The following is a 14,083-nucleotide window of genomic DNA, read 5'->3' on the forward strand; positions in this document are numbered from 1 at the left end:
TGCTGGGTCGCGCGGCGCTCGCCGGTGGGGGGGGCCCGGGGGGGCCCCCCGCCGCGCGCGGCCCCCCCCACTACAAATCCTCGGATGCATTGCCGGCTTCGCGGCTTACGCCGCTCCCACAACACAAGCCGAAGGCTCAGGCACCAGCCATCCACTTCAGCATCAAGCCGGTCATGTAGGCGATCACCGTGCCAGTGGCATAACCCACCGTACCCAACAGTACGCCCACCGGCGCCAAGGTCGGGTGGAACGCTGCAGCCACCACCGGTGCCGATGCCGCCGCACCGATATTGCCCTGCGAGCCAATCGCGAAGAAGAACAGTGGCGTGCGCAGCATCCGGCCAACCACGTAAAGCAGACCGATATGCACGCCCATCCAGATCACGCCGAGCAGGAACAGCCAGGGACGATCGGCCAGCGACAGCAGGTCCATCTGCATGCCGATGCAGGCAATCAGGAAGTACAGGAACAAGGTGCCGATCTTCGATGCGCCCGCCGCTTCCAGATTGCGCGCACGGGTAAAGCTCAGCAGCAGGCCAGCAAGGGTGGAAAGCATCACCACCCATACAAATGACGAATCCAACGAGGCCTTGCTGGCCCAGCTGACGTTGGCACCAAACCAAGCAGCCAGCGGCGTCGCCAGGGCATGCGCAAGACCAACAACGCCCAGGCCGACGCCGACAATCACCATCAGGTCGGTCAGGCTGGGATTGCGCGCACTCTTGGCTTCGTATTCGGCGATGCGACGCTTCATGTCATCGATGGCCGAGGTATCGGCACCGCTCTTGGCATCAATCGCCTGCGAGCGCCCGGCCAGCCACAACAGCACCGCCATCCACAGGCTGGCACAGGCCACATCGACCACCGCGATCTGGCCGAAGGTAGTGGCATCGACGTTGAAGGTCTCTCGCATGGCGGCCATGTTGGCACCGCCACCGATCCAGCTACCGGCCAATGCAGCCATACCAGCCCATGTATCACCGGCCACGGTTTCCGGATGGATGAACTTCATCACCTGGAACGACACCGCTGCACCCAACACGATGCCGACAGTGCCGGTAACGAACATCACCAACAACTTGGGGCCGAGCCTGGCAATGCCTTTCAGGTCGATGGAAAGCGTGAGCAGCACCAGCGCCGCCGGCAGCAACACGTCGCGTGCAATCGGGTTGTAGAGCTTGGTGTTATGGCCGTCGATCAGGCCCGTCGTGTTGTAGATGGCGGGGATGAAGTAGCACAGCAGCAGCGCCGGCACCCAGGTAAAGATCTTCTTCCAGAACGGGGTTGGGCCGCTGGCCAACCAGAAGATCAGGGCCAATGTGGCAGCGATCAGGCCGAGGCCGACGATGTCATTGGTGATGAGGGCAGTATTGGGTTCGGTCGGCATAAGGCCTGTTCCTGTCGATCGAAGGGAAATAAAAACGCCACGTTGGTGACGTGGCGTGGGAGGGTGGAGCCTAGCATGGTGGCGGGCAAGGGTCTTGTTCAGCGAAAGCAGCGCTGTGCGCCTCCTCCTCTCCCCAACCCCCTCCCGCGAGGGGAGAGGGGCTCGAATCAGGGCAAGCTCCAGCAACTCCAGCAATTTCAGCTCTAGTGCTTCTCTCCCTTCGCGGGATCAAAGAAGCCGCTTGCGAACCACCGTTTCATTGCTCCTGAACGCCCTTGCGCCAGCGCCGGGGCGCGGAGCGGGCACTGAGGTGGGGGAAACGCAGCGCGCTCGAAATCAACCAGCCCCAGCCATAGCCCGCAAGGTAATCCCGACCACGTAGGCCGCACCGGTACCCACTGCATAACCCAAGGTACCCAACAGCACGCCCACCGGCGCCAAGGCCGGATGGAACGCAGTCGCCAGCACCGGCGCCGAGGCCGGGCCACCGATATTGCTCTGCGAGGCGATGGCGAAATAGAAGAACGGCACCTTCAGCAGTTTGCCAGCCAGCCACAGCAGCACGATGTGCACGCCGATCCACAGCACGCCCAGCGCGAACAACCACGGTTTCTCCAGCAACGCCAACAGATCCATCTGCATGCCGATGCAGGCGATCAGGAAGTACAGGAACATCGAGCCCCACTTCGACGCGCCCACGCCTTCCAGCTCGCGCACCCGGGTGAAGCTCAGGCCAAGGCCGATGAAGGTCGCCAGCATCACCACCCACACGAACGGCTTGTCCATGCTCACCGAGCTGGACCAGCTGACGTTTGCAGCGAACCATTCGGCCAGCGGCGCGGCCAGTCCATGCGCCAGTGCGACCGCACCGAAGGCCACACCAGCCATCACCATCAGGTCACCCAGCGCAGGAATGCGCGCATGCTGTGCCTGGTAGCTGGCCACACGGTCACGCAGATCATCCAACGCGCGCGTATCAGCGCCGCTGCGCTTGTCCATGGCTGGAGCACGTGAGGCGAAGAAGATCAGCACCGCCATCCACACGTAGCCGACGCCCACATCCACCACCGCGAACTGGCCGAAGGTGGTCGCGTCGACTTCGAAGATTTCCTTCATTGCCAGCATATTGGCGCCGCCACCGATCCAGCTGCCGGCCAGCGCCGCCATCCCGCCCCAGGTTGCGCCGGCCACGGTCTCCGGGCGCAGCCAGGCCATTATCTGGAAGGCGACCACCGCGCCGAGCATGATGCTCAGCACCGCCGCCACATACATCGCCAGCATCTTCCAGCCCAGGCCGAGGATGCCTTTCAAGTCGATGGAAAGCGTCAGCAACACCAGCGCCGCGGGCAGGAACACATCGCGCGCGATCGGGTTGTAGAGCTTGGTGGTTTCGCCGTCGATCAGGCCGACGGTGTTGTACACACCGGGGATGAAGTAACACAGCAGCAACGCAGGTACGAAGCTGTAGAACTTTTTCAGCAGCGGATTGCTGCTGCCCGATGTCCAGAAAATAACGCCCAAGGTGGCGGCGATCAGGCCGAACACGATGATGTCATTGCTGATGAGTGCGCCTGTTGCGGCTGCCATCATCGTCTATCCCCTTGATTACCTGGTGTGGGCGAACCCCCGCCCTTGAAGAAAAGCTGCCGCCACACCTCATCAAGAACAGAAGACAGGGATAGCGCAGAACGAAGCAACAACGGCGGATCCTTCGCCCCTTCCGGCCATACCGACCCGGCAGAACAACAACATTCCCCACCCCCTGCCTGGCAATCAACAGCCAGGCAGGACGACAACTACAGACGCTAGATGCTACTCACGATGACACCACGCTGCTGCTGATACTCCGCCTCGCTGAGCAGGCCTTTTGCGCGGAGCTCATCCAACTGCTGCAGACGTTGCTGCAGGCTCCACGGCCCCGGCGCCGGACCTGATCTACCTGCTGTACGTGCGCACAACCAGATAACCAAGGCGATGCCGCCTGCAAGAAACACAAAACCGATCAATAGAACAAGTAGATGCCAGATGCTGAACATTCCCATCGATCCCGCCCCCCATGACAACGAGCACAAGAATGTAGCGCGGCGCAGGACCTGAATCGCGATGCAGGCCAGAAAGAAAAGGCGCGCCAACGGCGCGCCTTCTCCATGACCCGTTACTCGCCGATGTGCTGCTTCAACCAGCCATTGACCGTGTCATGCCACTGCACGCTGTTATGCGGCTTCAGCACCCAGTGGTTTTCGTCCGGGAAGTACAGGAATTTGGACTCGATTCCCTGACGCTGCAGCGCGGTGAACGTGGCCAGGCCCTGCTCCACCGGGATGCGGTAATCCAACTGGCCCTGCACCACCAGCATCGGCTTCTTCCAGTTGGCGACGTGGTTGACCGGGTTGAACTTCTCGTAATTCTGCGGCACGTCGTACGGCGTACCGCCCTGCTCCCATTCGGTGAACCACAGCTCTTCGGTGGCATAACCCATGGCGCGCTGGTCGAACACACCGTCATGGTTCACCAGGCACTTCCACGGCTCGTTCCAGTTGCCGGCGATCCAGTTGACCATGAAGCCGCCGTAGCTGGCGCCCAGCGCACAGGCCTTGTCGCCGTTGAGGAAGCTGTACTTCTGCTGTGCCGCGGCCCAGCCCTTCTGCAGGTCTTCAAGCGGGCGATCGCCCCAATGCTGGCTGATGGCATCAGTGAAGGCCTGGCCGTAGCCGGTGGAGCCGTGGAAATCGATCATCACCACTGCGTAGCCCTGACCGGCATAGGTCTGCGGATTCCAGCGGTAGCTCCAGCCATTGCCGAAGCTGCCCTGCGGGCCGCCGTGGATCAGGAAGGCCACCGGGTACTTCTTGCCTTCCTGGTAGTTGTGCGGCTTGACCACGTAGCCGTGGACGGTCTCGTCGTTCCAGCCCTTGAACGAGAACTGCTCGAAGTCACCGAAATTCACGCCATCCAGCATCTCGCCAGCGCTCTGGGTGATGGCGCGCTGCGGTGCGCCGGCAGCAGTGCTGCTGGTGAACACCTGGTCGCCACTCTTCAACGAGTTGCGGGTGAAGGCCAGCGCATCGCCAGCGACGTCGAAGGACGAGATGCTGCCCTCGCCCACCAGCTTGGTCGGCGCGCCATTGGCGATGTTGACCGCGAACAGCGGGTGTTCGCCCATGTCCTGCGCGGTGGTGTAGATGGTCTGGCCATCGGCCGACAAGGTGATGCCATCGGCCGAACGGTCCCACTGCGCAGCGATCTCATTGACCTTGCCGCTGGCCAGGTCCATCGCCATCAGGCCGAAACGGTCAGCCTCGAAGCCAGGGCGCTTCATCGCGCGGTAGAACAGGGTCTTGCCGTCGGCGCTGAACACCGGGCCGGCATCCCATGCGGGGTTGGCAGCGGTCAGGTTGACCGGCGCCTGCTTGCCGGCAGCATCGAGCTTGTACAGGTCGAAGTTGGTCGACCACGGCTCCTTGCTGCCCTGCACGCGAATGCTGGCGACGACGGTCTTGCCATCCGGAGCCCAGACGAAGTCTTCATTGCCGCCGAACGGCTTGGACGGTGCATCGCCGGCCAACGTCGCGCTGATCGCCGATGCGCCCTTCACCGCAGCTGCGCCTGCAGCCGGCAACGGTGCGACGAACAAGGTGTTGCGGCGCCCGTCGGCCCAGGTATCCCAATGGCGCACGAACATGCTGTCGTAGACCTGGCCACTGCTCTTGTCGGCCTTTTCCTTCTCAAGACGCTTGCTGGTGCAGGCCAGGTCCGAGCCGCAGTCCTGGAATACACCGCTGCTGAACAGCACGCGGTCGCCCTGCGGCGAGATGCGGTAGCTGTCCACGTCCAGCGCGAAATCGGTGAGCTGGCGCGGTTCACCGCCAGCCAGCGGCATCACGTACAGCTGCTGGCTGCCGTTCTTGGCACTGAGGAAGTAGACGTTCTGGCCCTCGATCGAAGCCGAGTTGACGTTCCAGCCCGCCGGTGTCAACTGCTTCGGCGGCGCCATGTCGCGGGTACGCAGGTCGCGGATCCACAGGCTGCTGCTGGCCTTGAGGTCGGCATCGACGATGCGCTTGGCGAACACCACCTGCGCACCATTGGCGCTGAGCAGCGGCGCGGACGCGCGGTCCAGCTTGACCATGTCGCGGACTTCAAAACCGCGCGCACTGGCCAATGATGGCAAGGCGGCCAACAGGCACAGCGGCAACAGGGCGTGACGAAGCTTCATGGGCAACTCCCAAGCATAGGCAAACCCCGATGGTAGGCGGCCACCCCGCCCCACTGCAAAGGCTTGAAGTCATGCCACGGCAACCGCCGGAAACAGCAAAGCCGCCCAAGGGCGGCTTTGTGTTTGATCTGGCCCTGCTTTTGCCTAAGCCCCTCTCCTGCAAAGCGGGAGAGGGGTTGGGGTGAGGGCGCGTTGGTTTGAGCGCTTTGGCTTGAGCTCCCACCCTTTGGCCGCAGGCCAAGGGGAGGGTTGGGGAGGGGTGCTTTTGGCTTTGGCTTTGGCTTTGGCTTTGGCTTTGGCTCTAAATGTCCAAGCCCCCAGCCAAGTCAAAACCCAAAGCTCCCCCATCCGCCCCTTCGGGGCACCTTCCCCCGCAGGCGGGAGAAGGGACAACGCCACAGCCTGGTCAGTCGCCTCAGGCCTTCGCCGCCGGCTCGCCCTTCTTGCCGATGCGGTACATCAGCAGGCCAACCAGGAACAGCACGAACAGGCCAACCCAAGCCGACACGCTCGCCCAGCTCTCAGCAAAACCGCCCAGCGGCAGCGCCAGCACGTCGCCCTGCCCGCTGACCACGATCGGCACCGCAATGGCGATACCCATCAGCGCCTCACCGGTGATCAGACCAGCAGCAAACAACACGCCCGGGCGGTGCACGCGGTCACGGCCTTCTTCGTCGTCGGCACGCAGCTTGTGGAAGCGCTCGACCAGGTGGGCCAGCAGGCCGCCCAGGAAGATCGGCACCATCAGCTCCAGCGGCAGGTAGATACCGATGGCGGCAGCCAGCACAGGCACGCGGAAGCGCTTGCCGGTCTTCTTCAGCCATTCGTCGATGGCGATGATCACCGCACCAACGCCAGCGCCCAGCGCGATCATGCCCCACGGCAGTTCACCACCGAACAGGCCACGCGCCACCGAGGCCATCAGGTTGGCCTGCGGTGCAGCCAGCGAGTTCGGGTGCTCAGCGGTCGGTGCGCCGATGCCGTAGGCATGGGCCAGCAGGTTCAGCACCGGCGCCATGATCAGGGCGCAGGAGAACGCGCCGATGCCCAGCATCAGCTGCTGCTTCCACGGCGTAGCACCGACCAGATAACCAGCCTTGAGGTCCTGCAGGTTGTCACCGCCGACGGCGGCCGCACAGCAGACCACCGCGCCGATCATGATCGCGGCCACCGCACCCAGCGGTGCACCGCCGACGCCAACCGGAATCAGGCCGTCCTTGCCCAGCAGCAGCACCAGCACCACCGAGGCGAACAGGATGGTGGAAATGGTGATCCCCGAGACCGGGTTGTTGGACGAACCAATCAGACCAGCCAGGTAAGCCGACACCGACACGAACAGGAAGCCGGCGACGATCATGATGATGGTCATCGGGATCGACACGTGCCACTGGCCGACGATGGCCTGATACAGGCCCAGCAGCGGCAGGGTGAAGGCGATCAGCGCGATCAGCATCCACTTCATCGGCAGGTCGCGCTCGGTCTCGGCCAGCGCCGGGCCACTGCTCTTGCGGGCGGCCGCGAAGCCGCTCTTGACGCCATTGAGCAGTGACTTGCGCAGCGAGAACAGGGTCCAGACGCCGCCGATCAACATGGCGCCGACGCCCAGGTAACGGATCTGCGACCCCCAGATGGCGAAGGCTGCTTCGGCCGAGCCGGCGTTGGCCAGCGAGGCCGCCAGGTCCGGGTTACCGCCCAGGAAGAACGCCTGGTACAGCGGAATGGCGATGTGCCAGGACAGGATCGAGCCGGACACCACCACGATGCCGACGTTCAGGCCAACGATGTAACCCACACCCAACAGTGCCGGCGACAGGTTGGTGCCGATGAAGGCCGTGATCTTGGAACTGCTGACATAGGCCGACTGCGCCCAGGCATCCGGGAAGATCCGCAGGCCCGAGGCCGCAGCCAGCTTCACCAGGCCGCCGATGGCAGCCGAGATACCGAGGATCTTCATGCCCGGGCCCGGGTTCTCACCGGCCTTGAGCACTTCAGCAGCCGCCTTGCCTTCCGGGAAGGGAAGCGGGTCTTCAACGATCATCGAGCGGCGCAGCGGCACCGAGAACAGCACGCCTAGCAGGCCGCCCAGGCCGGCGATGCCCAGCACCCACCAGTACTTGAAGTCCGGCCAGTAGCCCATGATCACCAGCGCCGGGATCGTGAAGATCACGCCGGCGGCAATCGACGAACCGGCCGAGGCGCCGGTCTGGACGATGTTGTTCTCAAGGATGGTGCCGCCACCGAGCAGACGCAGCACGCCCATCGAGACGACGGCGGCCGGAATGGCGGTAGCGATGGTCAAGCCTGCGAACAGGCCCAGGTAAGCATTGGCGGCAGACAGCACCACAGCCAGCACGACGGCAAGAACCACCGCGCGGAATGTGAGCTGCGCAGGCGCAGCGTTGTTCATGGAAAGCCCTTGGATGGCAAAAAAACCCTCGCCACGCTAACGCCCGCTTAACAGCAAGTCCAGTCGCGACGCCGCACGGCCCCCTGTGCGGCACAGCCAGCGCCCTGATTCAGCACAGCCCGGCAAGGGTTTTGCCGGATGCTGCGCTGCGGGCGATGTAGCGTCGGCACCACGCCTATACTCGCGGCCTTCGATTTTTTCGGTTGCCCATGTCCACAACCTTCCTGCCGGCGACCGGCACCAACGACTTCCTCGGCCACCCCAAGGGTGTCTACGTCTGCTTCTTCACCGAAATGTGGGAGCGCTTCTCCTTCTATGGCATGAAGGCGTTGCTGCTGCTCTACCTGACCAAGTACCACCTGTTCGGCGACAAGGCCGGGCTGGACCTGCTGGGTGCCTACGGTGGCTTGGTCTACTGCATCCCGGTGTTTGGCGGGCTGCTGGCCGACCGCTGGCTGGGCATGCGCAAGGCGGTGGTATTCGGCGGCATCCTGTTGGTACTGGGGCACATCGGCATGGCTTTCGAGGGCCATGAGGCGCACCGCGTAGCAGGCGAAGTGGTACGCGACGAAGCCGCGTTGTCGATCACCTACCTGTCGCTGGCGCTGATCATCATGGGCGTGGGCTTCCTCAAGCCCAACATCTCCACCATCGTCGGCAAGCTCTACCCGGAAAACGACCCGCGGCGTGACTCGGGCTTCTCGCTGTTTTATGCCGGCATCAACCTCGGCGCCCTGTTCGCTTCGCTGGTCTGCGGCTTCCTGGGTGAAACCTATGGCTGGAAGTACGGTTTCGGCGCGGCCGGCATCGGCATGCTGGTCGGACTGGCGATGTTCCTGTGGGGGCAGAAGTACCTGCACGGCCACGCCGAGCCGGCACAACCGGCCACGCTGCGCGAGCGGGTGTTCGGCATACCGCGCGAATGGTTGATCTACAGCGTCGCCATTGTCGGCATCGTTCCGGTCGCGGCACTGATGTGGGCTGCCGCCAATGGCGCGTTCGCACTGGGCGGCGAAATCAGCCTCGCATTGATGTTGATGATTGTTGTCCTCGGCGGCGTGCTGCTGTGGTTCGCCTGGTTCACCGGCACGCAGTGCACGCCAGAACAGCGCCAGCAGATGATCGCGCTGATGGTGCTGATCTTCATGGCATTGGTGTTCTTCACCTTGTACGAACAGACCTATGGTTCGTGGGTCACCTTCACCGACCGCTTGCTGACCAAGGACCTGGTGCCTTCGCTGGTGATACGTGAAGGCACGCCGCTACCGTGGTCCATCGTCTCGTTGCTGCTGGCACCACTGGGCTTCGTGGTGGCAGCGCGTCTGTCCGATCGCAACCCGGCTTCAAATGCACCGCGCCTGCTGTTCGGTGTCATCGTTGTCGCGATGCTGGTGATGCTGATCCGCGACTGCCTGGTGCTGCCGCAGAGCGCCGGTTCACTGACCTATCTGGGTGCGTTGTTCCTGGTGTTGCTTGCGCCCCTGTTCGCTGCACTGTGGGCTTGGCTGGACAAGCGCAGGCTCGACCCGTCGAAGCCGCTGAAATCCTCATTCGGCCTGGTGTTCGGCGCCCTATCCTTCGTGCCCTTAGCCTTGGCCGCGCAGCAGGTGGGCGCAACCGGGCAGATGGCCAGCGTGTGGTGGCTGGTGCTGGCCTATCTGATCCTCGAGATCGGCGAGATGTGCCTCTCGCCGGTGGGTTTATCGGCCGTTACGCAGCTTGCGGCACCGCGCGTGGTCAGCCTGATGATGGGCACCTGGTTCCTGGCCACGGCATTCTCCGAAACCCTGGCGGCTCTGTTCGGCAAGCTCGCCGCGATCGACGTACCCGAAGGCGAAGTAATGAACATCGCCGAGGCCGCTGGCCGCTATGAACACCTGTTCTGGCTGCTGATGTGGATAGGCCTAGGTTGCGCGGTAGTCGCCCTGCTCTCCTCGCCGCTGCTGAAGCGGATGATGCACGGCGTGCGCTGACCCCCGCTTTTGTAGGAGCGGCATAAGCCGCGAAGCTCGTACCGCTGGCCTGCCAGCAGTATCCGCAACCTTACGCAGCATCAGCTTCGCGGTTGACACCGCTCCCACAACAACCTGGACCAACGCCCGCAGTCCGAACAGGCGACTACTTCGCCGTCTCTCCACCCAGATGCTGCGACAGGAAGCTCAACAACTTGCCGTAGTATTCGCGCTGGTGCGGCTCAGTATAGAAACCGTGCCCTTCGGTGCTGAAGTACAGCGACTCAACCGGAACACCGGCCTTGTTCAATGCTGCCTCCATCATCCGAGTGTGTTCGATCGGCGCGATCTCGTCTTCGCCGCCGGCAGCGAGGAACACCGGAACCTTGATTCGATCCGCAAACCGGTTCGGCGACGCAGCAGCCAGCGCGGCCTGATCCTCGCCGACCCAGTCCTTGGACCAATTGCCGAGACTACGCGCGGTGCGTGCATCCGCACGCTGCATCATCGGCAAGTCGTAAACACCTACATAGCCGGCAGCACAGCGATAGAGCGAGGGCTCCTTTGCTGCGCCCATCAGCGCGGCGTAGGCACCGTAGCTGGCGCCATAGATACAGATCTTCGTTGCATCAGCCTGTCCTTCGCGGATCGCCCAGCGGGTCGCGTCGGTAAGATCGTCCTGCATGGTTCCGCCCCATTGCTGCGCACCGACACGCCGGAACTCCCAACCGTAGTTTCCCGAACCTCGATAGTTGACCTGCATTACCGTATAGCCCGCTGCCGCCAGCATCTGCGCATCACGGTCGTAGCGCCATTCGTCGAAGATCCCGTATGGCCCGCCATGCGGCATCAACACCATCGGCCGCGGGCCCGTGACACCTCGTGGCTTGGTGAGGTAACCGTGGATCTTCAATCCATCGCGTGCAGCGAAGCTGAAGGGTTCAACCACGGCAGCTGCGTCCGGGTCGATCCAGCTGCCGCTGGCGACCACGAAATTCAGCTTCTTGGCCGCAGAGTCGTACAGATAGAAATCACCCGGATTGCTGCCAGACCACACTCTCACCATCGATAGCTGGCCGTCTTTGGTACTGGAAGTGATTCGTACTGACTGCCCCGGAAATGCAGCTTCCAGACTACGGACCAAACGCGCTTCAGGAACACCATCATCGAAAAACACACTGCGGTGGCGCCCATCCATTATCTGCGCACCCACAGGCACGCTCGTGCCGGTGCGATAGATAATGGACCACGGGTCTGCTGCCTGGTCATGCAGCACGGTGGTACGGGCATTGGTGGCAGGATTCCAAGCCACGATACTGTCTGGCCCCTTGCCATCACCGCGCACCTGCAGATAGGCCAAGGTGTTGTCTGCCGAGAAGCCCAATGGCACCTCAATGCGGCCATTCGCTTTCTGATCGTTGATCAAGCGCCAGTCGCTGCCTGCCGCATCGCGGTAATACAGCTTGCTGATGTTGTCCAAACCGGAACCCAGCGCCAGACGCACCTCGCCGGTGTTATCCGTGACAAAACTGGCATTGCGCACCGGCACCGTCGCGGCCACCGTACGACGCCCGCTGTTTACATCCAGCCGCTCAGCACGGGTGAATGGTTCCATCGTGCCCAAGGGCCATGTAGACACCACCACGTTCCGGTCATCTGCAGGCAAGCCATCGACCAGGAATGCGGCCACACTCTCCACCTTTTTGGGCTGGATGCGGGTACCTGGGCCATTGCCTTGCACGCGGAAACCGACCAGCAACTCCGGCTGCCCGCCATCGGCGTTCATGGCATACAACTCACCGGTCAAACGCGGCTCGTCCAACAGGCCAAACTTCTCGGCGATGCCAATCAGCACGCGCTCGTCGTTTACCCAATCGAAGCTGTTTACATGCATATTGCGCTGCAGGACGAACGCCCCGGATTTCTTGTTGCCCTCACGGGTAAAAATAACAAGTGCCGTTTTGTCTTCCAGTGGCACGGTGGCCGCGTAGTACTTGCCCGATGGCGACAACTTGATGTCGTTGAACTCATCCTTGCGAATGAATTGCCCCAGATCCACAGCAGCCCAGCTGCTGGCCGAACAGAAAGACAGCACCAAAGCCATCCCCAGCTTCATCATCTGCATCTTGCCCCCAATGAACGGGCGTCCGGCCCGCGATGGGCGATTCTAGCCATCTAACCTAGGGATTTACCAGACGGAAAATCCGCATATACGACAAGGCAGGAAATCCCTCGGCAGTCTTGGGGAAATGCAACGATCGCAGGGGCGGGCCCTGCACATAAGGTGACTACAGCGCGGAGATTCGATCTCGGACGGGAATCGCAATTCCAGTCAAACCAAGCCCCGCATCGCTTTATGCCTTATCAGCAGCAGTCAGGCGATAGGCATCATGCAACATGCTGACGAACACCCGCCGTTGCCCCGCATCCAGCACCACCGATTCCCGAAACCGGTCAACAGATCCGGCCCAGTCGTCCAGGGAATCATCGTTGTATATCGCCTGATACGCATCCCATGTGCCAGCAGCCCGCAGGTATAGCGCCTGCGCGAACAACTCCAGCGACTCCCCATTCGAGAGTTTCAGCGGCCTGCTGGTCTGGGTGTGACTAAGCACCCGCCGCAGCACCTGGTCGTCATTGAGCTGCGATGCCCATACATGACCATTCAGATGTTGGCGAACGAACTCCAGAATCCCTGCATGATCATCAGCCAGCCCATTGGCGTAGATATCGTCAGGCAGCCGCAGATGGCGCCCGTCGAACAGCCACTTGACCACCAGCGTTGCGGCCGGTTTCACCGTGTTATGCGCGTTGGCCTGATCGAACTCGTGGTGCCCCATGAACTGACGATCCTGCACGATGCCCACCTGCATGGTCTCCACCCGCTGCTTCCTGGGGCAGAACCAGAGCTTGAGCTCCACATCCGCACCAAGCGGCTTCTGGAACAGCTGCGTATCGGTATACGTGTCCACCTTCCCATCGAAGAACGTCATGCACTCGTCAAAGCCGGCATCCGGCCCTACAAAGCCGTCCCAGAACCCAGCCGGCAACGTGACGTTGCCCTTGGGCTTGCGTGAGAACAGCAACACAGACTGCAGATGACTGAGCAAGCCACCGCGCGGGCCGACCACCGGCGGATAGAAGCGGTCGTTGATGATGTCGAACCCGAAGTAGTGTTCCATCTCATGGCGCTTGTCCTTGATGCTCTTGGTGCCCTGATTCGCAGTGACAGACACCGGCGGCTTGCCGATTCCGTGCCGCTCGAACCATGCCACCAGATGCGGATCACTGCCTTTGGCACCAATCAGACTTACGAGATCAGAAACGTGCATGGTGTCTTCCGTGAGATATGAACCTGAGAGAATTGTGGCAGATGCACCGCAGTCGATGCTCTCATGGAAAAGACGCATCGTCGCTGAGCTTGAGTCTGGCTGAACTTCTCAAATTTTGAATGCTTCAATCAGCCAGGCAACGATCATTCAGACAGCCGGACTCCATCAGTTTTTTACATGCAGAAACGAAGAACCCCCGCATCTGCGGGGGTTCTTCGAGGAAGACCTTGCGATTTCGCCAAGGCACTCTTTAGAAGGGTTGTGAACCCACAGATCGCAGCGCTCTCAACGCGAAACCATCGCAAGTTCCTGTATCTAAAGGCTTTTTCTTGATCATTGAAACTCGCATTTATACATTGAGAGAGGTTTTTGTTGTAAAAGACGGATTTCGAGCCGAAAGCGACCGCCTTTTTCTACATAGGTAGCAATCCTAGCAGCGCGCAGAGGCAAGCGCTTACTTACCGCTTCGGGCACCACCTTTGGCGTGCTGGTCAAGGAACTTGCCCATCGCAACCTTTTTCTTCAGCACGTCGGCCGGGATCTCGAGCCCCTCTCGTCGCGCAATGGCAACCGCGTACTGGATCTGCGCCTGGGACGGTGGCCTCAAGTCATAGTCCAAGTACATGTCAACGACCGGACCGACAGCCTGCGCAACCCGATTGGCGAGTCGCTGAAGCTTGACCGGATCCGCTCTCGAACACTGCTCCCGACGTCCCCCCGCTTTCAGTAGCGGAGCTGTTTGGAGCCCGGCTTTATCATAGCGGTTTCACCGCCAGCTGTTGGGCATAG

General features: G+C 61.9%; 9 protein-coding genes. 1 reads left to right on the forward strand and 8 read right to left on the reverse strand.

Annotated features, from left to right (window positions below; translation table 11 throughout):
• Window positions 1-136: 136 nt before the first annotated feature.
• The 5 genes from ACVOMF_RS17975 to ACVOMF_RS17995 all read right to left on the reverse strand — a co-directional run bounded on the left by ACVOMF_RS17975 (window position 137) and on the right by ACVOMF_RS17995 (window position 8,010).
• Window positions 137-1,387 (reverse strand): DUF819 family protein, encoded by a 1,251-nt coding sequence (locus tag ACVOMF_RS17975; RefSeq protein ID WP_481510474.1) that lies wholly within the window; start codon window positions 1,385-1,387, stop codon window positions 137-139.
• Between the two features lie 336 nt (window positions 1,388-1,723).
• Entirely contained in the window at window positions 1,724-2,974 is a 1,251-nt protein-coding gene (locus ACVOMF_RS17980; protein ID WP_481510475.1) for a DUF819 family protein, read from the reverse strand.
• 218 nt (window positions 2,975-3,192) lie between these two features.
• The gene (locus tag ACVOMF_RS17985) at window positions 3,193-3,423 is read right to left on the reverse strand and encodes an SHOCT domain-containing protein (RefSeq protein ID WP_481510476.1); all 231 of its coding nucleotides are present in this window, start codon (window positions 3,421-3,423) and stop codon (window positions 3,193-3,195) included.
• 119 nt (window positions 3,424-3,542) lie between these two features.
• Window positions 3,543-5,603: a S9 family peptidase gene (locus ACVOMF_RS17990; protein WP_481510477.1), complete on the reverse strand. Its 2,061-nt coding sequence runs from the start codon at window positions 5,601-5,603 to the stop codon at window positions 3,543-3,545.
• Window positions 5,604-6,018: 415 nt separating this feature from the next.
• Window positions 6,019-8,010 carry an OPT family oligopeptide transporter gene (locus ACVOMF_RS17995; protein ID WP_481510478.1) on the reverse strand — a complete coding sequence of 664 codons (1,992 nt, stop codon included), beginning with the start codon at window positions 8,008-8,010 and terminating at the stop codon, window positions 6,019-6,021.
• A gap of 209 nt (window positions 8,011-8,219) precedes the next feature.
• On the opposite strand from ACVOMF_RS17995, the gene ACVOMF_RS18000 reads away from it, so the two are divergent.
• Entirely contained in the window at window positions 8,220-9,983 is a 1,764-nt protein-coding gene (locus ACVOMF_RS18000; protein ID WP_481510479.1) for a peptide MFS transporter, read from the forward strand.
• A gap of 145 nt (window positions 9,984-10,128) precedes the next feature.
• On the opposite strand, the gene ACVOMF_RS18005 is transcribed toward ACVOMF_RS18000, so the two are convergent.
• From ACVOMF_RS18005 to ACVOMF_RS18015, 3 genes are all read right to left on the reverse strand, one after another.
• Window positions 10,129-12,066, reverse strand: a complete 1,938-nt coding sequence (locus tag ACVOMF_RS18005) for an alpha/beta hydrolase family protein (RefSeq protein ID WP_481510482.1) — start codon at window positions 12,064-12,066, stop codon at window positions 10,129-10,131.
• Window positions 12,067-12,316: 250 nt separating this feature from the next.
• Entirely contained in the window at window positions 12,317-13,294 is a 978-nt protein-coding gene (locus ACVOMF_RS18010; RefSeq protein ID WP_481510480.1) for a hypothetical protein, read from the reverse strand.
• Between the two features lie 454 nt (window positions 13,295-13,748).
• A complete protein-coding gene (locus tag ACVOMF_RS18015) occupies window positions 13,749-13,901 on the reverse strand; it encodes a hypothetical protein (RefSeq protein ID WP_481510481.1) in 153 nt (50 codons plus the stop codon).
• Window positions 13,902-14,083: the final 182 nt, after the last annotated feature.

This window comes from Stenotrophomonas sp. STEN022 (assembly GCF_056760155.1).

Coding starts and splice junctions, on each gene's coding strand:
- ACVOMF_RS17980 (WP_481510475.1), bottom strand. CDS start 2,974: ATGGCAGCCGCAACAGGCGCACTCATCAGCAATGACATCATCGTGTTC.
- ACVOMF_RS17990 (WP_481510477.1), bottom strand. CDS start 5,603: ATGAAGCTTCGTCACGCCCTGTTGCCGCTGTGCCTGTTGGCCGCCTTG.
- ACVOMF_RS17975 (WP_481510474.1), bottom strand. CDS start 1,387: ATGCCGACCGAACCCAATACTGCCCTCATCACCAATGACATCGTCGGC.
- ACVOMF_RS18000 (WP_481510479.1), top strand. CDS start 8,220: ATGTCCACAACCTTCCTGCCGGCGACCGGCACCAACGACTTCCTCGGC.
- ACVOMF_RS18005 (WP_481510482.1), bottom strand. CDS start 12,066: ATGGCTTTGGTGCTGTCTTTCTGTTCGGCCAGCAGCTGGGCTGCTGTG.
- ACVOMF_RS17985 (WP_481510476.1), bottom strand. CDS start 3,423: ATGTTCAGCATCTGGCATCTACTTGTTCTATTGATCGGTTTTGTGTTT.
- ACVOMF_RS18010 (WP_481510480.1), bottom strand. CDS start 13,294: ATGCACGTTTCTGATCTCGTAAGTCTGATTGGTGCCAAAGGCAGTGAT.
- ACVOMF_RS17995 (WP_481510478.1), bottom strand. CDS start 8,010: ATGAACAACGCTGCGCCTGCGCAGCTCACATTCCGCGCGGTGGTTCTT.